General features: G+C 75.2%; 26 protein-coding genes. 10 read left to right on the forward strand and 16 right to left on the reverse strand.

Annotated elements, in window-relative coordinates:
• Window positions 1-35: 35 nt before the first annotated feature.
• The gene (locus LPA27_RS02820) at window positions 36-179 is read left to right on the forward strand and encodes a hypothetical protein (protein WP_156697893.1); all 144 of its coding nucleotides are present in this window, start codon (window positions 36-38) and stop codon (window positions 177-179) included.
• A gap of 119 nt (window positions 180-298) precedes the next feature.
• On the opposite strand, the gene LPA27_RS02825 is transcribed toward LPA27_RS02820, so the two are convergent.
• Window positions 299-592: a hypothetical protein gene (locus LPA27_RS02825; protein ID WP_056904092.1), complete on the reverse strand. Its 294-nt coding sequence runs from the start codon at window positions 590-592 to the stop codon at window positions 299-301.
• Window positions 593-697: 105 nt separating this feature from the next.
• Here LPA27_RS02825 and LPA27_RS02830 point away from each other — a divergent pair, with 105 nt between their 5' ends.
• Window positions 698-1,192 (forward strand): OsmC family protein, encoded by a 495-nt coding sequence (locus LPA27_RS02830; protein ID WP_228941435.1) that lies wholly within the window; start codon window positions 698-700, stop codon window positions 1,190-1,192.
• A gap of 112 nt (window positions 1,193-1,304) precedes the next feature.
• On the opposite strand, the gene LPA27_RS02835 is transcribed toward LPA27_RS02830, so the two are convergent.
• From LPA27_RS02835 to LPA27_RS02890, 12 genes are all read right to left on the reverse strand, one after another.
• A complete protein-coding gene (locus LPA27_RS02835; RefSeq protein WP_056864467.1) occupies window positions 1,305-2,063 on the reverse strand; it encodes a peptidylprolyl isomerase in 759 nt (252 codons plus the stop codon).
• 52 nt (window positions 2,064-2,115) lie between these two features.
• The gene (locus tag LPA27_RS02840) at window positions 2,116-3,189 is read right to left on the reverse strand and encodes an alanine racemase (protein WP_228941436.1); all 1,074 of its coding nucleotides are present in this window, start codon (window positions 3,187-3,189) and stop codon (window positions 2,116-2,118) included.
• Complete coding sequence (locus LPA27_RS02845) at window positions 3,189-4,031, reverse strand: aldo/keto reductase (RefSeq protein WP_228941437.1); 843 nt, start codon at window positions 4,029-4,031, stop codon at window positions 3,189-3,191. The genes LPA27_RS02840 and LPA27_RS02845 overlap by 1 nt, the downstream gene beginning before the upstream one ends.
• Before the next feature lie 83 nt (window positions 4,032-4,114).
• Window positions 4,115-4,573, reverse strand: a complete 459-nt coding sequence (locus tag LPA27_RS02850) for a hypothetical protein (protein ID WP_228941438.1) — start codon at window positions 4,571-4,573, stop codon at window positions 4,115-4,117.
• Window positions 4,574-4,590: 17 nt separating this feature from the next.
• Window positions 4,591-4,815 carry a hypothetical protein gene (locus LPA27_RS02855; protein WP_056864463.1) on the reverse strand — a complete coding sequence of 75 codons (225 nt, stop codon included), beginning with the start codon at window positions 4,813-4,815 and terminating at the stop codon, window positions 4,591-4,593.
• A 69-nt stretch (window positions 4,816-4,884) separates the two neighbouring features.
• Complete coding sequence (locus tag LPA27_RS02860) at window positions 4,885-5,988, reverse strand: glycoside hydrolase family 26 protein (RefSeq protein ID WP_228941439.1); 1,104 nt, start codon at window positions 5,986-5,988, stop codon at window positions 4,885-4,887.
• A gap of 325 nt (window positions 5,989-6,313) precedes the next feature.
• Window positions 6,314-6,892, reverse strand: a complete 579-nt coding sequence (locus LPA27_RS02865; RefSeq protein WP_228941440.1) for a hypothetical protein — start codon at window positions 6,890-6,892, stop codon at window positions 6,314-6,316.
• On the reverse strand, window positions 6,889-7,416 hold the full coding sequence (locus tag LPA27_RS02870; RefSeq protein WP_228941441.1) for a DUF6286 domain-containing protein: 528 nt from the start codon (window positions 7,414-7,416) through the stop codon (window positions 6,889-6,891). The genes LPA27_RS02865 and LPA27_RS02870 overlap by 4 nt, the downstream gene beginning before the upstream one ends.
• Window positions 7,413-7,826, reverse strand: a complete 414-nt coding sequence (locus LPA27_RS02875) for an Asp23/Gls24 family envelope stress response protein (protein ID WP_056904085.1) — start codon at window positions 7,824-7,826, stop codon at window positions 7,413-7,415. The genes LPA27_RS02870 and LPA27_RS02875 overlap by 4 nt, the downstream gene beginning before the upstream one ends.
• Entirely contained in the window at window positions 7,819-7,995 is a 177-nt protein-coding gene (locus LPA27_RS02880) for a DUF2273 domain-containing protein (protein WP_082500291.1), read from the reverse strand. The genes LPA27_RS02875 and LPA27_RS02880 overlap by 8 nt, the downstream gene beginning before the upstream one ends.
• 378 nt (window positions 7,996-8,373) lie before the next feature.
• Entirely contained in the window at window positions 8,374-8,721 is a 348-nt protein-coding gene (locus tag LPA27_RS02885) for a hypothetical protein (protein ID WP_228941442.1), read from the reverse strand.
• A gap of 4 nt (window positions 8,722-8,725) precedes the next feature.
• Complete coding sequence (locus LPA27_RS02890; RefSeq protein WP_056864457.1) at window positions 8,726-9,199, reverse strand: Asp23/Gls24 family envelope stress response protein; 474 nt, start codon at window positions 9,197-9,199, stop codon at window positions 8,726-8,728.
• Window positions 9,200-9,415: 216 nt separating this feature from the next.
• Between LPA27_RS02890 and LPA27_RS02895 the strand changes: the two genes are divergently transcribed.
• The 3 genes from LPA27_RS02895 (at window position 9,416) to LPA27_RS02905 (ending at window position 12,393) form a co-directional block, all read left to right on the forward strand.
• Window positions 9,416-9,982, forward strand: coding sequence for an RNA polymerase sigma factor (locus LPA27_RS02895; RefSeq protein ID WP_228941443.1), 567 nt, complete (start codon window positions 9,416-9,418; stop codon window positions 9,980-9,982).
• Complete coding sequence (locus LPA27_RS02900) at window positions 9,973-10,500, forward strand: hypothetical protein (RefSeq protein ID WP_228941444.1); 528 nt, start codon at window positions 9,973-9,975, stop codon at window positions 10,498-10,500. The genes LPA27_RS02895 and LPA27_RS02900 overlap by 10 nt, the downstream gene beginning before the upstream one ends.
• A 153-nt stretch (window positions 10,501-10,653) precedes the next feature.
• On the forward strand, window positions 10,654-12,393 hold the full coding sequence (locus LPA27_RS02905; protein ID WP_228941445.1) for a hypothetical protein: 1,740 nt from the start codon (window positions 10,654-10,656) through the stop codon (window positions 12,391-12,393).
• Between the two features lie 141 nt (window positions 12,394-12,534).
• On the opposite strand, the gene recQ is transcribed toward LPA27_RS02905, so the two are convergent.
• Complete coding sequence (gene recQ / locus LPA27_RS02910) at window positions 12,535-14,376, reverse strand: DNA helicase RecQ (RefSeq protein ID WP_228941446.1); 1,842 nt, start codon at window positions 14,374-14,376, stop codon at window positions 12,535-12,537.
• A 98-nt stretch (window positions 14,377-14,474) separates the two neighbouring features.
• Window positions 14,475-14,852, reverse strand: coding sequence for a pyridoxamine 5'-phosphate oxidase family protein (locus tag LPA27_RS02915; protein WP_228941447.1), 378 nt, complete (start codon window positions 14,850-14,852; stop codon window positions 14,475-14,477).
• Window positions 14,853-14,910: 58 nt separating this feature from the next.
• Between LPA27_RS02915 and LPA27_RS02920 the strand changes: the two genes are divergently transcribed.
• Window positions 14,911-15,705: a DUF3626 domain-containing protein gene (locus LPA27_RS02920; RefSeq protein WP_228941448.1), complete on the forward strand. Its 795-nt coding sequence runs from the start codon at window positions 14,911-14,913 to the stop codon at window positions 15,703-15,705.
• A 77-nt stretch (window positions 15,706-15,782) separates the two neighbouring features.
• Here LPA27_RS02920 and LPA27_RS02925 read toward each other — a convergent pair whose 3' ends face one another.
• Window positions 15,783-16,355 (reverse strand): hypothetical protein, encoded by a 573-nt coding sequence (locus LPA27_RS02925; RefSeq protein WP_228941449.1) that lies wholly within the window; start codon window positions 16,353-16,355, stop codon window positions 15,783-15,785.
• A 93-nt stretch (window positions 16,356-16,448) separates the two neighbouring features.
• Here LPA27_RS02925 and LPA27_RS02930 point away from each other — a divergent pair, with 93 nt between their 5' ends.
• Genes LPA27_RS02930 through LPA27_RS02945 form a run of 4 tightly spaced genes read left to right on the forward strand, consistent with a single transcriptional unit; the run spans window position 16,449 to window position 19,922 of the window.
• Window positions 16,449-17,027 carry an MOSC domain-containing protein gene (locus LPA27_RS02930; protein ID WP_228941450.1) on the forward strand — a complete coding sequence of 193 codons (579 nt, stop codon included), beginning with the start codon at window positions 16,449-16,451 and terminating at the stop codon, window positions 17,025-17,027.
• Between the two features lie 37 nt (window positions 17,028-17,064).
• Entirely contained in the window at window positions 17,065-18,054 is a 990-nt protein-coding gene (locus LPA27_RS02935; RefSeq protein WP_228941451.1) for a phosphotransferase, read from the forward strand.
• Window positions 18,055-18,063: 9 nt separating this feature from the next.
• Entirely contained in the window at window positions 18,064-18,612 is a 549-nt protein-coding gene (locus LPA27_RS02940; RefSeq protein WP_228941452.1) for a GrpB family protein, read from the forward strand.
• A gap of 29 nt (window positions 18,613-18,641) precedes the next feature.
• Window positions 18,642-19,922, forward strand: coding sequence for an MFS transporter (locus tag LPA27_RS02945; protein ID WP_228941453.1), 1,281 nt, complete (start codon window positions 18,642-18,644; stop codon window positions 19,920-19,922).
• Window positions 19,923-19,931: the final 9 nt, after the last annotated feature.

A 19,931-nucleotide genomic window follows, 5' to 3' on the forward strand; every position in this document is an offset into this window, starting at 1 on the left:
AGCCCCGAGACGGGGCGAAAGGGATGAGAGACACCATGAACTCGCAGCTGTACGTCGCCTACGGGATCTCCTCGACGAGGTTCCGCCCCGAGCGTGAGGCGACCGAGCGGCGGAACCTGGGTCTCCTGCTGGCGCACCGCCGACGCGTGCGCCTGGGCCTCGAGCCCGCCGAGGACTGAGCCCGGGCCGCCGGAGGGACTCCGGCGCCCCGGACGGTCGACGGGCCCCCGACACCACTCCGGTGTCGGGGGCCCGTCGTACGTCGTGGCCCCGGCCCGCCTGGGGCCGGGTCCGGGTCCTACGGCTGCACGGCCAGGGCGAACTCGACCTTGCCGTCGGGGTGCACGGCGGCGTCGAGGATCTTGTCGTCGAGCAGCAGCGCGGCGGTCTGGTCGAGGTAGACCGTGGCGCCGTCCTGCTCGACGGTGACGTCGCCCGGCTCGGGCGCCGCGGCGGTCGACACCAGCAGCGCCGGCTCCACCTCGCTCTCGGAGACGATGCGGAGGCCGGCTGCGCCGGGCTGGCCCGGCTGGGCCGGCTGGGCCGCGAGGTCGGTGACGATGGACTGGGCGTTCTCGGTCAGGAAGAGCACGTGCTCGCCTTCCGATGGGGTGCGGGGGGACCACTCGAACGTCTCTCGGCTGGGCGCTGAGGTCAAACCGGACGACCTCCCGGGCGTGTCTGGGAGGCTGCTGGCATGGACGAGACCATGCAGCAGCCTCCGACCCCGACCCCCGACCACGTGCGCGAGCCGGGCCGAGACCCCGCGACCCGGCGGGCGGTCGACCTCGAGCGCATCGGGGAGCGCCGCTACAAGGCCACCAACGGCCGCGGTGGCGTGCTGCCGGTCGGGTCGGGCGACGACCCCGACTTCACCCCGGTCGAGCTGCTGCTCGCCGCTCTGGTCGGCTGCGGGGCGGTCGACCTCGACCACGTCACCGGCAAGCGGTCGCCCTTCGCGTCCTTCGCGGCGCGGGCCGAGGGGCACAAGGTGCGCGACGAGCAGGGCAACCACCTGGTGGACCTGCGGGTCACCTTCGACGTGACCTTCCCCGAGGGCCCCGAGGGCGACCGGGCGCGCGAGGTCGTGCCGCGCACCCTGCAGATGGTGCAGGAACGCCTGTGCACGGTGGGGCGCACGGTCACCCTGGGCGAGCCGGTCACCTTCGCCGCGGGCGACCTGGGCCACTGAGCCCGGGCGCCCAGGACCGAGCGCCCAGAACCGGGCCCTCAGAACCGAGCGCCCAGAACCGGGCCCTCAGAACCGGGCCCCCAGAACCGGGCCCCCGGGGCCGCGGAGCCGGTCAGCCGACGGTGACGCTCTCGATGTCGACCGGCGTGGCGGGCGCGCCGTCGCCGGTGCCGTTGTCGGTGCCCTCGTCGCCGATCTCGGTGAGCAGGTCGAGGCCGGCGTCGTCGATGGTGCCGAAGACGGTGTAGTCCGGCGGCAGCGGCGACTCCTCGTAGACCATGAAAAACTGCGAGCCGCCGGAGTCGGGGTACATCGTCTTGGCCATGGCCAGGGTGCCCGCCGGGTAGGTCTCCTCGCCGGTCAGCTCGTCGGGGATGGTGTAGCCGGGCCCGCCGGTGCCGGTGCCCGTCGGGTCGCCGCACTGGAGCACGTAGATGCCCTCGGTGGTGAGGCGGTGGCAGGTGGTGCCGTCGAAGTAGCCCTGCTCGGCGAGGCTGACGAAGGAGTTGACGGTGCAGGGTGCGGCGTCGGCGTCGAGGGTCAGGCCGATGTCGCCGGCGCTGGTCGCGACGTCGGCGCTCACCTCGCCGCTGACGGTGGGGGTGGTCTCGGGCGGGTCGACCTCCTTCGCGGGCTGACCGTCCTGCGGGTAGTCGCAGGAGCCCGACCCGGCGGCGGACCCGTCGTCGGAGGGGGAGCCGGAGGCGCTCTCGGAGGTGGCGGGGCTCGCGGCGGAGGTGTCCTCGGCCGTCGGCTCCTCGTCGGACCCGCAGGCGGCGAGCGAGGTGAGGCAGGCGACGACGGCGACGGCGGCCAGGGGGCGGGTCGCGGCGCGGCGGGCGAGGACACGGGGGGCGGGTCGGGTGCGCATGGCGCCGATCGTAGGCGCCGGGTGTGAGAGCAGCCTGAGCGGCCCGGCGCGCTCAGCCGTTCTGCCCGCGGGCCGTCACCGACCACGCGCGCAGGCCGCCCGCCTCCTCCACCCACAGGTCGTCGGCCAGGTTGACCGCGGAGCACACGTGGTTGGGCACCACGTCGAGCACCGAGCCGAGCGCAGGCAGGGCGGCGCCGCCGAGCTCGACGGTCGCGTGGTGCTCGGAGAGGGCGGTGATCCGGGCGCCGGGGTGGTCGAGCAGCCGGCCGAAGCCGGAGGAGTACGCCGCTCGGTCGGCACCCAGCACCTTGCTCCCGGCGTCGAGCACCAGGCGACCGTGGGCGTGGCTGACGACCGTGGCCCGGCAGGTGAGCGCGATGTCGGCGGGCTCGACGACGCCGAGCTCCCACTGCTGGGCGTCGCCGAAGACGTAGACGCCGGGGCGCAGCTCGTCGACCACGTCGGCGGCACCGGGCACGAGGCTCGCGGCGAGGGTCGGCGTCGAGCCGCCCGAGACCACGCGCACGTCGATGCCCTCGTCGAGCAGGGCGTCGCGGGCGGTGCGGAGGGCCTCGATCTCGTCGCGCACGGCCGCGGCGGTGGCGCCCGGGGCGTAGCCGTGGCCGGGGAACGTGAACACCCCGCGCACGACGAGACCGGCCCGGCGGGCCGCGACGGCGACGTCCCCGGCCCGGTCCGCCGGCACCCCGGTGCGGTGGTGGCCGGAGTCGACCTCCACGAGCACCTCGACCCCCGACCCGCCGAGGCGACGCCCGGCGTTGGCGGCGCCGGCGACGGAGTCCACGCCGATGGCCAGCCGGCAGATCTCGGAGAGGTCGTGCAGGCGGGAGGCGCGGTCGTCGTCGAGCCAGAGGGGGTAGGCGATGAAGACGTCGGTGCAGCCGTGGCGCGCGAAGACCTCGGCCTCGCCCACGGTGGCGACGGTGATGCCCACGGCGCCGGAGACCAGCTGCAGCCGGGCGATCTCGGCGCTCTTGTGGGTCTTGACGTGCGGGCGCAGCGAGACCTGCAGGCTGCGGGCGCGCTCGGCGGTGCGGCGGACGTTGCGGCGCAGGCGGTCGAGGTCGACGCGGAGGTGGGGGGTCGGCGGGGCCGACGCCATCACATCTCCTCGTGGGTGTCGGGATCCCCGCCGAAGAGCCGGCCGTCGACGCGAGCGAGGGCGGAGATGTCGGCGACCTCCGCGTCGGTGAGCTCGAAGCCGAAGAGGTCGAGGTTGGCCCGCTGTCGCTCCGGGGTGGCCGACTTCGGCACCGGCACGGAGCCCAGCTGCACCTGCCAGCGCAGGATCACCTGACCCGGGGTGACGCCCAGGCGGGCGGCGGGGCCGGTGACGGCCGGCTCGTCGAGGGGGGCGTTGCGCTTGCCCAGGGGGCTCCACGACTCCGTGCGGATGCCGAGACGCTCGTGCACCGCACGCATCGCGGCCTGCGGGAAGTGCGGGTGCATCTCGATCTGGTTGACCACCGGTGTCACGCCGGTCTCGTCGATGATCCGCGCCAGGTGGGCCTCGGTGAAGTTCGAGACCCCGATCGAGCGCACCAGGCCGTCGCGCTGGAGGTCGACCAGGGCGCGCCAGGCCTCGGCGTACCGGTCGACGCTCGGGTTGGGCCAGTGGATGAGGTGCAGGTCGATGCGCTCGAGCCCGAGGGCGCGCAGCGAGCCCCTGACGCTGGCGACCGCCTCGTCGTAGCCGTGGTCGCGACCGGGCAGCTTGCTGGTCACCACCAGCTCGTCACGATCGACCTCGGCCCGCCTGACCGCCTCGCCGACCGCGGCCTCGTTGCCGTAGTTGACCGCGGTGTCGAGCAGGCGGTAGCCCGCCGCGATCGCCGACCCGACGGCCTCGACGCACGCGTCGTCGCGCAGCGGGTAGGTGCCGAACCCGACGGCCGGGAGCGTCGTGCCGTCGAGCAGGTCGTGGGTCGGGATCGCAGGTGCCATGGGCTCCAACCTAGTCTCGTGGCGCCCGTCACCACCGCGCCCGTGGGCCAGGTGCCGGGTCAGGTGCCGGGTCAGGGGCCGGGTCAGGGCGCCTGGGGCCCGCGGTCGTCGGGAGCGGCCTCGTGGTGGCGTCGCCCGCGGGTGCGCTCCGACTCCTTCATCTCGGCCTCGAAGAGGTGGCGCCGCCCACCGACGAGCTCCTCGCGGGCGGTGCGCTCGAGGTCGCGGAAGACCGACCAGTAGGTGTCGTCGTACTCCTCCATGATCTGGAAGGTCCAGCGGCCCTCGATCACGTTGCGGCCCACGAGCTCACGCTCGATGCGGTCGGCCAGCTCGGTGTGCCCGGCCTCGCGCAGCTGCTCGACACCCTCACCGAGGGTCAGGTCGGCGGTGCCGGAGAGCCGGTGGAAGGTGTACAGGTGGCCGCGCGCCACCTCGACGGCCTCCAGGGCCTCGGAGATCTTGCCGAGGGCCTCGACGGTGGCGTCACTGACGCCGTCGGGGCGCCGGTGCTCGGCGACGGGACCGTCGCCGGAACCCACCTCGGGCGCTGCGCCGGTCAGGACAGCACCGACGCGGCCTGCACCGGCCCGTCGCCCTCCTCCGCGGCCTCGATCGCCTCGGCCAGGGCCGTCACGTCGGCGTCGGGCAGGTCGAGGCCGGCCTCGCCGAGGCCCTTGCGCAGCTCGGCCTCGACGGTGCCCTCGGGGGCCGACTCCTGGTAGGAGGTCACGCGGTCGACGACGGCCTGGACGGCCTCGGTCTTCTCGTTGCTCTCGGTCATGGGTCGAAACTAGGCGCCGAGCAGCGGCGGCGGCCCCACCCCTACGGGGGTCGGTGCCGGTCGGCCTCCTCAGGAGGCGAAGGCGCCCACGCCGGCCCGGAAGGCGTCGTGGGAGGCCTGGCTGCTGGTGATGCGCCAGTCGGCCTCCTTCTGGAAGTGGAACCAGGTCAGCCCGCGCACCTCGCGGTGCTGGTCGAGGTAGGTCCACATGTCACGGATCCAGCCGGCCTTGTCGCCCACGCCCTCGGGGCAGCCGACCTCGCCGATGAAGACGGGCTTGGCCGTCAGCGAGGTGAGCTGGGCGAGGCCGGGCCCGAAGACCTCCCCGAAGGACTGCCAGGAGGTGGAGGGGATGAGTCCGGCCCAGTTGTAGCCGTCGAGGCCGACCCGGTCGACCCACCGGTCGCCGGGGTAGAGCCCGGGGAGCGCGACGGACCCGGGGAAGGGCACGTTGGGGGTCCAGGTCCAGATCGCGTTGGTCGCCCCGACCGAGCGGAAGATGCCGACCACCCGGCGCCAGGCCGCGACGTAGTCGCCGGAGGTGTTGCCGTTGACGCCCTCCGACCAGGGGTACCAGCTGCCGTTCATCTCGTGGGCGAAGCGGAAGGCGACCGGAGCGCCGTAGGCCTTCACCTGCTGCGCCCAGCGCGTGACGTAGGCGTCGAAGGCGCCGCCGGCGATGCGGTCGAGGGAGTAGGCGGGCTGGTCGGGCGTGCCGACAGCGGGGTCCCAGGGCTCCCAGGTGACCTCCGGCACGGCACCGGTCGAGGCGACCCGGCGGGCGTCGGCGGTGGGGAAGTCGGCGGCGTAGTGCCACGAGGAGTAGAAGGTGAGCTGGGTGGCGCGCCGGCCGAGGCTGGAGGCGAGGGCGTCGGCCTCCGACAGCTCCGTGGGGGCGCCGGGGATGGCGAGGCCGAAGACACGGGCCGGCAGGGTCCTCGCCCGGGCCTTGCGGGTCGTGCGCGACACACGGTCGAGGGCGGTGGCCACGGGCTTGTCGACGGTGTCCGCGGCCAGCGGACCGGCTGCGCCCGCGACGGCGGCCGGGGCCGGTGCCGCGTCGGCGACGGCCGGCAGCGCGCCGAGCCCCACGACGGTGGCGGCGGCGAGCGCGGTCGCCACGAGGGCGCGACGCAGCCCGCGGCGGGGCGGGAGGGGGTGCAGGTGGGACATGGCAGACCTCGGGGGCGGTCGTGGTCGCGGGCGATGGGTGGTCGCGCGCGGGTGGGGTGGGGGGCGACGGTGCCGTACGCCGGCTCGGGGAAGCCGGTGTCGTGCGGGCCGGTGTCGTGCGGGGGAGGGCCGGCGGGTCACGGCCCGTGGGGGACGGGTCGCCCCACCAGGGTCGCACCCCTCGCCCCGGTCGGGGAGCCACTCACCCCGGCAGGGGGGGCAGTGGTCCAGACCCCCGGGGGCCGACGGTGTGACCTGCACGACGAACGACCCCCGATCCCTCAGGTCGAGGGGTCGGGGGTCGATGTCGCGTCGATCGGGTCCGTTACTGCACCCGCACCCGGTCGGTGCGCTCACGGCGAGCCGCCTTGGGCCTGTCGAGCACGACGCGCACCGCCACGTCGCCGGCCGGGAAGGCCTGCTCCACCTCGCGGGTCACGGTGGTGACGGCGTCGCGCAGCTCCTGCACCTCGGCGGTCTCCTCGACGCGGCCCCTCAGCTCGACCACGGTCGAGCCCCGGTGGGTGCGAGCGGTGCCCGACAGGCCCGTGACCGGCGCGAGGGACTCCAGGCGCGCGGCGGTCGCGTGGGCCAGCGAGCGGAGGTCGACCTCGAGGCGACCCTCGGGGCCGCTCGCCGGGAGCCGGAGCGCCGGGACCGACGCCGGCCTGAGGTGGGCCAGGACCCAGGCCAGGCCGAGCAGGCCGAGCAGCACCCCCACGGCGGCGGAGGCCCACGGCCACCAGCTGGTGGCCAAGACGTCGTCGACGGGGGCGGTGTCGAGGGTGTCCCCCCACGACAGCACCCACCCGAAGCGCCAGTCGAGGAGGGCCAGCGACACGGCGACGAGCACCAGCCCGACGAGGGCGACGACCAGGCGGTCGGTCTTCGCGGGCGCGGTCATCGCGGTGCCTCCTGGGCGTGGACGGAGATGCGGGCGGGGGAGAAGCCGTCGAGATCGGCGGCGACGGTCTCGCGCACACCGGCGACGGTCTGGTCGGTGTCGCGCGGCGCGACGACCTCGACGCGCACGCGATGACGGCGGGAGACCGTGGCGCTGGCGCCGACGACGCCGCTGCTGCGGTCGGCGCGCTGGCGTGCCAGGGCGGCCACGGCGTGCGCCGAGACCCAGAGGTCGCCGTCGGCGGTGGCCGGCAGGTGCGTGACCGGGGCGGGCTTGAGGGCCAGCACGAGGAGCACCAGCCCGACGAGACCGGTCACCGCGGCGGCCACCACGACCGCGGTCGTGGCGCCGAGTCCGTCGAGGCCGTCCACGGCGTCGCGCAGCCAGGGACTGCCGCCGGTCCACCCCTGGGCGACGGCGAGGTCGCGCACGGTGACGACGGCCAGCGCGACGAGCGCCAGCGCGAGGAGCAGGGCCACGGGCACGACGGCCGATCGGCCCCGGGGCGGGTTGCGACGGCTCACTGGACCCGCCCCCCTCGCCCGTGGTCGTCGGCGGGCTCAGCCTCGACGAGGTGCACGGTGACGTCGACCGTCGTGATGTCGATCCCGCTGATGCGGGAGGTCTCGCGCTGCACCGTGGCCCGCACGCCCTCGGCGATGTCCGAGACGGCGCAGGGCCACACGGCAGCGACGTCCACCTCGACGCGGGCCCGTGCCCCGTGGACGGTGACGGTGGCGTGCGGGGAGCCGGATCCGGTGAGGCGACCCAGGGCCGACCCCACCGAGGACCCCAGGGCCGAGCCCATCGCCGGGCGGCGCGACACGGTGCCGGGCGCCTCGAGCGCCGCGCGCTCCGCGACGTGCTGGAGGGCACGCGTGCGCACGTCGAGGCGACCCCGGTCCTCCGGGGGCGCGAGGGCGGGCTCAGCCACGACGGCCCCGCACCAGCGCGCCCAGGTCGAGCTCGCCGTCGACGTGGCCGCCGATGAGGTAGCCGGCTCCGCCCAGCACGACGCCGAGCAGCAGGCCGAGCAGGCCGCCGACGACGATGGCGATCGCCAGCAGCAGTCCGGCGATGAGGCCGATGGTGGAGGTGGTCATGGTGGTGTCTCCTTCAGAGTTGGCCGTAGCGGCGAGAGCCGGGCAACGACCGTGGGATGCGGCGTCTGACGTCGCCCACGAGCCGGCGGCTCGTGGTGCGCACTGCTCGTCTGGCCCGCGACGCCGCGGTCGAGGTGACGGTGATGGTGGGGGCGGACGCCGGGCCGGCGGCCGGGCCGTCCCCCCACGGCCCGACCCCGGCGGTCGGGGTGCCTCCTGCGGTGCGACCCGCTGTGCTCCCTGTGCTCCCTGCCGCCCGCGCCGCCTCGAGGGCGTCGAGCGATCGCATGACCGCGACGAAGGTCGCCGCGTCCCCACCCACGTCGGGGTGGTGACGCCGGGCGGCCTCGCGGCGCAGGGCGCGCAGGTCGGGGTCGTTCATCGGGACGCGCCGCCCGGGGGCTCGACGTCCTCGACGACGACGTGGACCGGTCCGGGCACGAGGGGACGGACCACCTCGCGCACGGCGGCCGTGGTCGTCGCCACGGCGGCGCCCCACGTCAGCACGACGTGGACCGAGGCCCCGGGCTCCAGCAGCTTCACGCCGGAGACCCGGCGCCCGGGCAGGTAGGTCGCGACCTCGCCGAGCACGCCGCCGTGCAGGTCGGCCACCCCGGGCACGGCCAGGACGGCCGCAGCGACAAGGTCGACCTGCTCCGGGGCGTCGTCGGACGACCCGGCCGGGTGCCGGTCGGAGACGCCGAGGTCCTCGGGCTGCTCGGTCACGCGCTCACTCGACCCGCGGGGCGCTGGAGGCCGAGGTGTCGGCGTCGTCCGAGCCGTCGTCGAGGAAGATGTCGTGCACGGTGATGTTGACCTCCGTCACCTCCAGGCCGGTCATGCGCTCGACCGAGCCGATGACGTTGCGGCGCACGGCCTGGGCGAGGTCGGCGATGGAGACGCCGTACTCGGCGACGAGGTCGAGGTCGACGGCGGCCTGCCGCTCGCCCACCTCCACGGCGACGCCCTGGCTGAGGTTGGTGCGCGAGCCGGGGATGCGGTCGCGCAGGGCGCCGACGGCGCGGGCGGTGCCGCCGCCGAGGGCGTGCACGCCGCTGATGTCGCGTGCGGCGATGCCGGCGATCTTGGAGACGACGGCGTCGGCGATCGAGGTGCGGCCCTGCTCGCTGGCGAGCGCGCCGGTGCCGCGGGTGGCGACGTCGGTGGTCGTGGTGGCGGTGGTCTCGGGCTTCTTCTCGGTCATGGGTGAACCTCTCTGTTCCCTGGTCGTCGTGCTGCGCGGGTGGTGTCCCCGCGCTGACGGTGCACGCACGTCGTGCGTCTGACATCAGGTAGTCGCGCAGTCCTCCCCGATCGTCACGGATCTGGTGGTGTGATGTGGAGCACGCGGTCTCCGCGAGGAGTGGGGACCACTGGGGTGGGGAGGTCGGTGGGCCTGCCTGGACAGGATGGAGCCGTGGTGACCGCCGAGCCTCCCGAGGAGGAAGCCTCCGACGCAGCGCTGGTGCGCGCCGTCGGCGCGGGTGACGCCGAGGCCTTCCGAGAGATCGTGGACCGCTACGGTCCGCGGATGTACCGCTACGCCCTGCGGCTCGTCGGCGGCAACGACACCGACGCGGCCGAGGTCACCCAGGAGGCGCTGATCTCGGCGTGGAAGGACCTCGGCACCTTCCAGGGCCGCTCCAGCCTCAAGACCTGGCTCTTCCGGCTGGTCCACCGCCGCGCGGTGGACCTGCAGCGCCACCGGCGTCCCACGCCCATCAACGACGACCTGCTGTCGCGCTTCGTGCCCGAGGCCAGTAACAACCCTCTCCAGGACGTGCTCGACGCCGAGCTCCTGGCGGCCTTGCAGCAGGCGCTGGACGAACTACCGTGGCACCAACGCGCGGTGTGGCTGCTGCGCGAGGTCGAGGGCATGTCGTACGACGAGATCGGCGAGGCGCTGGCCCTCCCGGTCGGAAGCGTCCGCGGTCACCTGCACCGCGGACGGCGGACCCTGGCGGAGAGGATGGCGCGATGGCGGTAGAGCCGCAGCGAGACGACGGTGACGACCTCGTCGGCGCCGACCAGCCCGATGTCGTGGGAGGCGAGCTCCTCGACCGCGCCCTGCGCGCCGTGCGCGAGGACGACCCGGGCGGCTTCGAGGGTGTGCGCAGCTCCGTGCTCGAGCGGGTGCGGCGCACCGTCGTGCCGGCCGACCCGGTCCTGCTGCGACGCGCCGACGGCGGCGTCGACCACGATCCCGACGGCTCGCGCACCTGGGTCTCCAGCCGGGTGGTGCGCTCGGCGGTGAGGCGTCTGGCGCAGCAGCGCGTCGCGAGCGCCCCGGCGTCGGTGCAGGTGGACGTCGACGCGGAGCGCGTGACCCGGGTGCGACTGGGTCTCGTGTGCTCCTACGGCACCGACGTCCGCGCGGAGGCCGCCGAGGTGCGCGGGGAGGTCCAGGAGCTCCTGGTGTCGCTCGTCGGGCCCAATCCCCGGGGCGCGGTCGACGTCGACATCGACGTGGTCGACGTCGTGGAGGGCGACCCGCGCCTGGTGTGAGCAGGGAGAAAGGCCTCCTCCCGGCGCGGATCGACGTACCGTGGCTCCGGTCGTCGGCCGACCCCCGCGGGGGCGCCCCCGCGCCCCGTGCCCTCGGGTCGTCCCGGCGCGGCTTCACCTGCCCCTCTCCGTCGCCCCCCTCAGGAGACCTTCATGCGTGACTCGGGTCCGCTCGCGTCCAGACCGTCCCGTCGACGCGCCACCGGCGCAGCCGTGGCCTGCTTCCTCGCCCTCTGCGTCGGCTCGGTCGCGCTCAGCGCCCCCGGCCAGTCGGCGCCGTCGCCGGAGCGGGCCACCACGGCGCCCCGCCCGGCGGGCGACCTGCGCACGGGCCCCGACGCGTTCGTCGGAGGGCAAGCGCTCCTCTTCAGCGGGCGGGTGGGTCCGCGACGCAAGCAGGCGATCCGTCTGCAGTTCCACATGAACCGTCCGGGCGACGTCTGGACCGACGTCCAGGACTCCCGCGGCACGACCGACGGGTCCGGGGCCTTCCGGTTCACCTTCCCCGCACCGGCCATGGAGAACATCAGCTACCGCGTGGCCTCCTCGTCCGGCGTCACCCCGGGGCGGCTGCTGCGGGCCCGCGCCCAGGAGGTCGTGCTGTCCCTCGGGCGACGCCACCCGGCGGCGTACGTCGACCGCCCCTTCGTGCTGAAGGCGGACACGACGCCGGTGGTCCGCGGACGCCGCCCACCGGTCTTCCCCGGTCGTCGCGTGGAGCTGCAGGAGCGCGTCGACGGACACCGCTGGCGCACCGTCGACACCGACACCACCGACGCGCGCGGGCGGGCTTTCTTCACCCGCACCGAGGCCGAGGTCGGCAACCACGTCTACCGCGCCCGCCAGGACGACTGGACGCAGGGCGGCGACCGGATCGGCTGGTTCGCGTCGTTCCCGACCACGTTCACGGTCGTCGCGGAGCCGCCCCCGGCGCCCAGCCCCACTCCGGACCCCACGTCCAGCACCACCCCCAGCACCATCCCCAGCGGCACCTCCGGCGGCGCCGGCTCGCGCGCGGACACGCCCGCGGTCACGACGACGGCGACACCCGCAGCGGTGCCGGCCCGGCTCACCGTGACCCGGGCGCAGGAGAGCGACGCGCAGCCCGCACGTGCGGCATCGGGCGACGCCGTCCTCACCACCGCCGGGCGCGCGTCGGGCTCGACCAACGCCAGCTCCCGCTGGGGCTGGGGTCCGTCGCTGTTCGACTTCGCCTGGGAGTTCGGGGAGTCCCTCACCTCCCGTCCCTACCGCGGCAGCCGGCTCGAGGGCGGGTGGCGCGACACCTCCAACGGCACCGGTCGGGCCGCGCACGTCAACGGCGGCCTCTTCCTGCAGAGCGGCTCCGGCGCCACGGCCCGCCACCGCGGCACCACCACCGCCACCCTCGACGGCAACGCCCAGCGCACGGGGCGGTGGGAGTTCCGGCTGCGGGCCTCGGCCGACCGCGGCCGCGCCGCCGACTACGACGTGCGCGTCGAGCTGGTGCCCGAGGGCTCGTCGATCGACGCGTGCACCGGCCCCGTGGTCACGGTCGCCGACTTCACCATGCGCGAGCGGGGGATGCGCTTCGGCGTGCGCTCCCGCGAGGGCGGCACGGCCCGGGTGGGACGCGAGGCGGTCAGCCTCACCGACCAGCCCCGCAACGTCGCGGTCGAGGTGGGTCGGCGTCACGTGACCTGGTTCTACGACGGCGCCGTGATCGGCTCGGTCGACGTGGCCGACCTCGGCGCGCCGCTGACGCCGCGCATCAGCCTCGTCGGCAAGCGTCGGTCGACGATGAGCCCGACCGTCCTCACCACCGACTGGCAGCGCGCGTGGACCCTCGACCACGGGAAGCAGGTCCGGTCGGGGCCCTCGCTCGGCCGGGTCCGGACCGACCCCGCCTGCTGACCGGCGCCAGCGGCGTCAGCGGCGGTCCGCGACCCGGACGCGCGGGGGTCACGAGGCGCGGTCACGGCGCCCACGGTAAAGGACTGCCGCGGCTCGTGACCACCACGACCCGGGCGCGACCCGCGCGGGGCGCCGGACGGCTCAGGCTCCGTCGCCCCCGGTGACCACCGCGAGGAGACCCTCGCCCCAGCGCTCGAGCTTGCTGGCGCCGACCCCCGAGATCGAGCCCAGGGCGTCGAGGGTGGTGGGTGCCTCGGCGGCGACGTGGCGCAGCGTGGCGTCGTGGAAGACGACGTACGCCGGCACGCCGGCCTCCTTCGCGGTCTCGGCCCGCCAGGTGCGCAGCCGCTCGAAGAGCGCAGCGCCCTCGGCGTCGAGGTCGACGACGTCGGCGGTCTTGGCGCGGCGCTCGTTGCGGCTGCGGGTGGAGCGCTTCGGCTCGGTGCGCAGGTGCACCTCGCGCTCGCCGCGCAGGACGTCGGTGGAGGCCTCGGTGAGCTCGAGGGTGCCGTAGCCGTCGGCGCCGACGGCGAGCAGGCCCTGCGCCAGCAGCTGGCGCACCACACCGCGCCACTCGCCGGCGCTGAGCTCCGTGCCGACGCCGAAGACGGTGAGGCTGGTGTGGTCGAGCTCCACGACGCGGGCGGTGGCGTTGCCCAGCAGGATGTCGACGACGTGACCGGCGCCGTAGCGCTGTCGTCGCTGCGCCAGCCGCACCACCGCGGAGAGCAGCTTCTGGGCGGCGATCGTGCCGTCCCACGTCTGCGGGGGAGCGGTGCAGGTGTCGCAGTTGCCGCAGGGCTGGCCCTGCTGGCCGAAGTAGGCCAGCAGCTGCACGCGGCGGCACTGCACGGTCTCGCAGAGCGCGAGCATCGCGTCGAGGTGGGCGCCGAGCCGACGGCGGTGGGCGGCGTCGCCGTCGGAGGTGTTGATCATCCGGCGCTGCTGCACGACGTCGGCCAGGCCGTAGGCCAGCCAGGCGGTGGCGGGCAGCCCGTCGCGACCGGCGCGGCCGGTCTCCTGGTAGTAGCCCTCCACCGACTTCGGCAGGTCGAGGTGGGCCACGAAGCGCACGTCCGGCTTGTCGATGCCCATGCCGAAGGCGATGGTCGCGACCATCACCAGCGAGGGCTCGCGCAGGAAGCGCGACTGGTGCTCCGCGCGCTGCTGCGCGGGCAGACCCGCGTGGTATGGCAGGGCGGGGATGCCGTGCTTGCTCAGGTGGGCCGCCGTCTCCTCGACCGACTTGCGCGAGAGGCAGTAGACGATGCCGGCGTCGCCGGCGTGCTCGCTGCGCAGCAGGTCGAGCAGCTGCTGGCGGGGGTTGTCCTTGGCCACGATGCGGTACTCGATGTTGGGGCGGTCGAAGCTCGCCACGAACTGCCGCGCCTCCGCGAGCCCCAGGCGGTGCACGATCTCCTCGGCCGTCTCCCGCGTGGCCGTCGCGGTGAGCGCCACCCGGGGCACCCCGGGCCAGCGCTGGCCCAGCACGGTGAGGTTGAGGTAGTCGGGACGGAAGTCGTGGCCCCAAGCCGAGACGCAGTGGGCCTCGTCGATGGCGAAGAGCGCGATCCGGCCGGCGTCGAGCAGCCGCAGCGTCTCGGCCACGGCGAGCCGCTCCGGGGCGAGGTAGAGCAGGTCGAGCTCGCCGGCGACGTAGGCCTGCTCGACCGCGCGTCGCTCGTCCGTGGTCTGGGTGGAGTTGAGGAAGCCGGCCCGCACCCCGAGCGCGTCGAGGGCGTCGACCTGGTCCTGCATCAGCGCGATCAGCGGCGAGATGACGACGCCGGTGCCCTCCCGCACCAGCGAGGGCACCTGGTAGCACAGCGACTTGCCGCCGCCGGTGGGCATGAGCACCAGCGCGTCGCCGCCGCCGACGACGGTGTCGATGATCTCGGCCTGGTCGCCGCGGAAGGCGTCGTAGCCGAAGACCCGCTCCAGCACCTCGAGGGGCGAGCCGGCGGGGGAGTCGGTGACGGTCATGGGGTCCATCGTGCCGACCCCTCCCGACCGTACGCCGACCCGGGCCACCCCACCTGTGGACGCAGCGGCCGTCGCGGGCCCGCGTCGGGCGTGTGGTCTCAGGCGTCGGGCCGCAGCAGCCAGCGCTCCACGGCCACCTCGACCAGCACCCGGGCGCCGTAGCGCGACGGGTCGGCGGCGTCCCACCCGTCGTACCGCTCGGCGAACGCCGCCAGCACCGCCGCGTGCGCCTCGCGCCCCCGCGGTCCGGACAGGTCGTGGACGACCGCGCGCCCCTCGCCGACGGTGGGGTCGGCCGCGGTGCCGTCGAGGGCGAGCGAGACCCGCGGGTCGTGCTCGAGGTTGCGCGTCTTCACGGCCGCGCGGGAGGTCGCGATCCAGACCACGTCGGCGTCGCGCACGAACCACACCGGGGTCGTGTGGGGCGAGCCGTCGGGACGCAGCGTGGTCAGCCACAGGCAGGGAGGGGCGCTCACCCGCCGATCGTCACAGATCCCCGTGACGCCCGCGCGCTGCTGCCCTAGGCTGACGGTCGTGGACGCCGGTGCCGACGGAGCCCCCGCTGCGCCCGCGCGCGCCGTGGAGGCCGTGACGGTGCAGTTCCACCCCGACTGGCCGCACGGTGGCTCGACCGTGGTGGCGTCGCTGGCCGCCGACGGTCGCTATCGCTCGCAGTTCGTCACGGGCGTCTCCAACGGCGGACTCACGGCCTTCCCCGGCGGCGACCGGTGGCGGTGGGAGAGCAGGCTCTTCGCCGGGCGCTACGACAAGGCCCCTCCCGGCGACCGCCCGGTCTACGGCGCCTGGAACCGTCACGCCGACCCCTACGGCGGCGCGGTGCGCTTCGGCTCGTCTTACCTGCGGCTGCGCCCGGAAGTCGTCACACGCTCCACGTTCTGCTTCCCCGACTCCGTCCTCGAGCCGGACCCCGCCGACGTGGGGGAGGCCGACCTGCTGCCGCGCCTGTGCGCGATGGCCGACGCCTCCGGTCTCGACCCCCTCGACGACTGCGTGGAGGCCCACGTGCATGGGCCGCTGAGCCTGGCCGACGACGTCGAGGCCCTCGTGCTCGACCCGTGCTACGCCGGCACCGAGGTGAGCGGGATAGCCGCGAAGCAGGGATGGCCGGTGGAGCTGCACCCCGGCTTCAGGGCAGCCGCCGACGACCTCGACCCCGCCTACCGCGGCGCGCACGTCGTCGACCTGGCCCGCAGGCTGGGCGGGGAGCTGACGCCCGCGGTGCTGGGCCGGGCGGCCCGGTCGGGGGACCACCCGCCGCAGACGGTCAAGCAGCTGTGGCACTGCCTGGCGCGCTTCGGGCGAGGGTGACCCCGGCCCACGACGTGAGCCCACTCCGGGCCGTCCGGGCCGTCCGGGCCGTCCGGGCGGTCCGGAGAGGGCGGCGGTCAGCGGTCTCGCAACCACGCGTCGAGGGCGAGGGTGACCTCGGTGTGGGCCGCGAGCATCGCCCCCGGGTCGCCGGGCACCCGCAGCACGTGGTCGCCGGGGACCAGCACGGTGCGACCGCCCAGGGCTGCGAGCACGGTGCGGTCGAGGTAGGGGTCGGACTCCCCGATGGCGGTGAGCTGCGGTGCGGGGTACGCCAGCAGCGCCTGGCTCACCAGCGGCTCGGTGAGCAGCGGGGTCAGCCACGCGGCGGGACAGCCGAGGTCGGCCGCGACGGGAGCGGCGAGGGTGCCCAGCGACTTGGCCACGACGACGAGCCGGCCGTCGTACCCCTCCGCGGCGGCGCGCAGCTGCTCGCCCACCCAGACCGCCTCGTCCTCGACCTCGAGCGCTCCGCGGGCGGCGGGGTCCCACCAGACCTGGCGCACGTGCCACCCGCGGGCCAGGGCGACCTGGGCGGCGAAGAACAGCAGCGGGGCGTCGGGGGAGTACTGCCTGCCCGGCAGCACGACACACAGGCCGCGGACGCCCTGGGGCGAGGTCTCGGCGGCGAGGTCGACGTAGCGGGTCACCGTGACAGCCTCGGCGCGGCCCGCGACGTCGTCAACGTGCCTGGTCGTCGCGGCTAGCCTCGGTGCATGGCCGGGACAGGCAGGGTCGTCGCCGTGAGCCGGGACGAGACCCACCGCTTCAGCAAGACCCCGCGTGAGTCGATCACCCTCGTGACCGGCCTCGGCGTGGTCGGCGACGCCCACGCGGGTGCGCTCGTGCAGCACCGCTCGCGCGTGCGCCGTGACCCCGGCCGGCCCAACCTGCGCCAGGTGCACCTGATCCAGGACGACCTGCTCGCCGAGGCGCGCGCGGCCGGCCACGACCTCGGCCCGGGCGGGCTCGGGGAGAACGTCCTCACCACCGGGGTCGACCTGCTCGCCCTGCCGACCGGCACCCGTCTGCGCCTCGGCGAGGTGGTGCTGCGCGTGACCGGACTGCGCAACCCGTGCCGCCAGATCGAGGACCACTCCGCCGGGCTGCTCAAGGTCGTCGTGGGCCGCGCCGACGCCCGGCACTCGACCTCCGAGGTCACCCTCGGTCCGACCGGCGGGGCGGAGTCGATCGACGGAGTCGGCATCACCCGCCGGGCGGGCGTCATGGCCGTCGTCGAGCGCGGGGGAGAGGTGCGCCCCGGCACGGCGGTCGAGGTCGAGCTGCCGCCCGAGCCGCACCAGCGGCTCGAGCCGGTCTAGGACCGCTTGTGCGCGCCGCTCATGATGGGGTGGACCGGTGAGCGACTCCCCGACGACCGCGCCGCAGGTCGCGATGCTGTGGGAGGACGCCGACCCCGACCGCGTGCTGCGGCAGCGCTTCGGCCTCGACGGCGCGGCCGCAGCCGGGCGATGGGTGTGCTCGCTGGTGGGGCGGGTGTGGGGCGCGCACGACGTCGCCTGCGAGCGGATCGTCCTCAGCGACGTCAACGCCCTCGCCTGGCTGTCGACCGACGACGGACCCCGGCTGGCGAAGTGGACGCGCTCACAGGAGCGCTTCGCCCGGCTGCAGCAGCTCGCGGGGCTGACCGGCTGGCTGGAGGGGGAGGGACAGCCGGTCTCGGCGCTGGTGCCGGCTCGCGACGGACGGCTCCAGGTCGAGCACGACGGGGTCTCGACGGGTGTGCAACGCGTCGTGCGCGGCGAGCTGCTCGACGTCGACGACCCGGCCCAGGTCCGGGCCGCGGGTGCCGCGCTCGCGCGTCTGCACGTGGCTCTCGCGCGCTGGCCGGGCGGCGTGCACCTCGCGGGCTCGCCGGATTACGTCGACCCGCGGCGAGCCCTCGCGGGCAGGCTCGGGGCCGACAGCAGCCACCTGCCAGCCCCGGCCGGTGCCCTCCTGCGCCGCCTGCTGCGGGAGGCACCCGAGCTGGGTGGCGCGCCCCAGCTCGTCCACGGCGACGTCCGCTCGGCCAACGTGCTGTGCCGGGGAGCCGAGGTCGTGGCGCTGCTCGACCTCGAGGAGGCCCGCGCCGAGCAGCGCGTGGTCGAGCTGGCGCGGGCCGCTGTGCTCCTCGGCACCCGCTTCCACGACTGGGCGCCGGTCCCGGGCGGGGTCCGCCAGACGTTCCGGGCGGGTTATGAGTCGGTGAGCCGGCTCTCGCCTGCCGAGAGCCGTTGGTTCGACGTCGTGGAGCTCGCGACGTCCTGGGCGATGGTGCCGACGGGTGGAGATCCGACAGGCTGGGGGAGCGAGGCCCGAGCCGTCACGACCCGCCTCGGCGGCTAGCATCGCTGGGTGCCGGTCGAGGTGGTCCCGTACTCCGCGCAGTGGCCTGTGCAGTTCGACCGGGTCGCCGCGCAGCTGCGGTCGGCCCTGACCACGGTGCCCTCGGCGTACGTCGAGCACGTCGGCTCGACCGCGGTGCCCCGCCTGGCCGCCAAGCCGGTGCTCGACATCGACGTCGTGGTCCCCGCGGATGACGTCGACGCCGCCGTGGCGGCGTTGGAGTCGGCCGGCTACGTGCACCGCGGCGACCTCGGCGTGCCCGACCGCGAGGCCTTCCACGCACCCGACGACGACCCGCGGCGTCACGTCTACGTCTGCCGCGCCGGCACCCTGAGTGTGCGCAACCACCTCGCCGTGCGCGACGTGCTCCGGCGCCGCGAGGACCTGCGCGAGGCCTACGCCGCGGTCAAGCTCGCCCTGGCCGCCGACCCCGCCATGGACATCGACACCTATGTCGCCCGCAAGTCGGCGGTGCTCCAGGAGGTGCTCGCGGTCGCGGACCTCACCGCCGAGGAGCGACGCCGGATCCTGCGGCTCAACGACCCGAGCAGCGCCTGAGGGACGTGAGGCACGACTAGCCTCGGACCATGGCGCAGCCGCGGGCGGGGGACCGGAGGACGCGCCCGACCGGGCCGGTCGCGCCGGGATTCCGGTGGTTCTGGACGGGGGAGACGGTCTCGGCGGCCGGCTCCTACGTCACGGTGCTGGCGCTGCAGACGCTGGTCGTGCTCGACCTCGGGGGCGACGCACAGGACGTCGGCTGGCTCAACAGCAGCCGGTGGCTTCCCTACCTCGTCATCGGTCTGCTGGTCGGTGCCTGGGTGGACCGCTGGCCCCGTCGTCCCGTCATGATCGCCACCGACCTGGCCCGGGCGGCGCTTCTCGTGGCGATCCCGCTCGCGTGGTGGGCCGGGGTGCTGACCCTCCCGGTGCTGCTGGGGGTCGTGGTCGCCTTCGGTGCCGCCTCGCTGTTCAACGACGCCGCCTCGCAGTCGTTCGTGACGCGGCTCGTGCCACGGCCCCGACTCCAGCAGGCCCATGCCCGGCTCGACACCGGCGACGCCGCCGCGCAGACCACCGGGCCCGCGCTGGCCGGGGGCCTCGTCAGCCTGGTCGGCGCGCCGCTCGCGGTGCTCGTGGACGCCGTGAGCTTCCTGCTCTCCGCGGCGGTCGTGTGGCGACTGCGGGTGGAGGAGCCACCGGCGGTGGACCGCCGGGCTCGTCCCTCGCACCTGCGCCGCGAGGTGGCGGCCGGGATCCGGTGGGTCTACCGCGACTCAGGCCTCACCCGGCTCGCGGTGTCCACCCACGTCTGGTTCGCCGGCCAGGCGGTCCTCGGGGTGGTGATCGCGCCGTACGCCCTGGTGGAGCTCGGCCTCAGCGCCTTCCAGCTCGGCCTCGCCGTCGCCTGCGCCGGGGCGGGGGCCGTGCTGGGCGCCGCCGTCACCGGCGTGGTGGGGCACCTGCTCGGCACCGGTCCGACCATCGCTGCCGCCCGGGTGCTCGCGGTCGCTGCGGCGCTGGTGACGGCGGGTGCGGCGTCGGTCGGCGCGGGGGAGCAGGGGACTGCGGTGGTCGTCTTCGCCACCGGTCAGCTGCTCTCCGGCCTCGGCATGGGCCTGAGCAACTCCCACGAGATGGCTTACCGCCAGCTGCGCACCCCCGACGGGCTCCAGGCACGCACCAACACGACCATGCGGTCGGTCAACCGCGGCATCCTCGTCGTCGCGGCGCCCGCCGCCGGGCTGCTCGTGGTCCTGCTCGGCAACGCAGCCGCCCTCCTCGTCGCCGCCGCGGTCTTCGCGGTGTCGGTCTGCGTGCTGCTCACACCCACGATGCGGGCCGACCGGTCCACGGTCTCGACCTGAGTCCCTCCG

The organism is Nocardioides sp. Leaf374, from assembly GCF_916862475.1.
Classification (GTDB): Bacteria; Actinomycetota; Actinomycetes; order Propionibacteriales; family Nocardioidaceae; genus Nocardioides; species Nocardioides kribbensis.

What these genes read in the sequence shown, in the direction of transcription:
- LPA27_RS02820 (WP_156697893.1), top strand. Translation starts at nt 36, where the DNA reads ATGAACTCGCAGCTGTACGTCGCCTACGGGATCTCCTCGACGAGGTTC.
- LPA27_RS02830 (WP_228941435.1), top strand. Translation starts at nt 698, where the DNA reads ATGGACGAGACCATGCAGCAGCCTCCGACCCCGACCCCCGACCACGTG.
- LPA27_RS02835 (WP_056864467.1), bottom strand. Translation starts at nt 2,063, where the DNA reads ATGCGCACCCGACCCGCCCCCCGTGTCCTCGCCCGCCGCGCCGCGACC.
- LPA27_RS02840 (WP_228941436.1), bottom strand. Translation starts at nt 3,189, where the DNA reads ATGGCGTCGGCCCCGCCGACCCCCCACCTCCGCGTCGACCTCGACCGC.
- LPA27_RS02845 (WP_228941437.1), bottom strand. Translation starts at nt 4,031, where the DNA reads ATGGCACCTGCGATCCCGACCCACGACCTGCTCGACGGCACGACGCTC.
- LPA27_RS02855 (WP_056864463.1), bottom strand. Translation starts at nt 4,815, where the DNA reads ATGACCGAGAGCAACGAGAAGACCGAGGCCGTCCAGGCCGTCGTCGAC.
- LPA27_RS02860 (WP_228941439.1), bottom strand. Translation starts at nt 5,988, where the DNA reads ATGTCCCACCTGCACCCCCTCCCGCCCCGCCGCGGGCTGCGTCGCGCC.
- LPA27_RS02865 (WP_228941440.1), bottom strand. Translation starts at nt 6,892, where the DNA reads ATGACCGCGCCCGCGAAGACCGACCGCCTGGTCGTCGCCCTCGTCGGG.
- LPA27_RS02880 (WP_082500291.1), bottom strand. Translation starts at nt 7,995, where the DNA reads ATGACCACCTCCACCATCGGCCTCATCGCCGGACTGCTGCTGGCGATC.
- LPA27_RS02890 (WP_056864457.1), bottom strand. Translation starts at nt 9,199, where the DNA reads ATGACCGAGAAGAAGCCCGAGACCACCGCCACCACGACCACCGACGTC.
- LPA27_RS02900 (WP_228941444.1), top strand. Translation starts at nt 9,973, where the DNA reads ATGGCGGTAGAGCCGCAGCGAGACGACGGTGACGACCTCGTCGGCGCC.
- LPA27_RS02905 (WP_228941445.1), top strand. Translation starts at nt 10,654, where the DNA reads ATGCGTGACTCGGGTCCGCTCGCGTCCAGACCGTCCCGTCGACGCGCC.
- recQ (WP_228941446.1), bottom strand. Translation starts at nt 14,376, where the DNA reads ATGACCGTCACCGACTCCCCCGCCGGCTCGCCCCTCGAGGTGCTGGAG.
- LPA27_RS02945 (WP_228941453.1), top strand. Translation starts at nt 18,642, where the DNA reads ATGGCGCAGCCGCGGGCGGGGGACCGGAGGACGCGCCCGACCGGGCCG.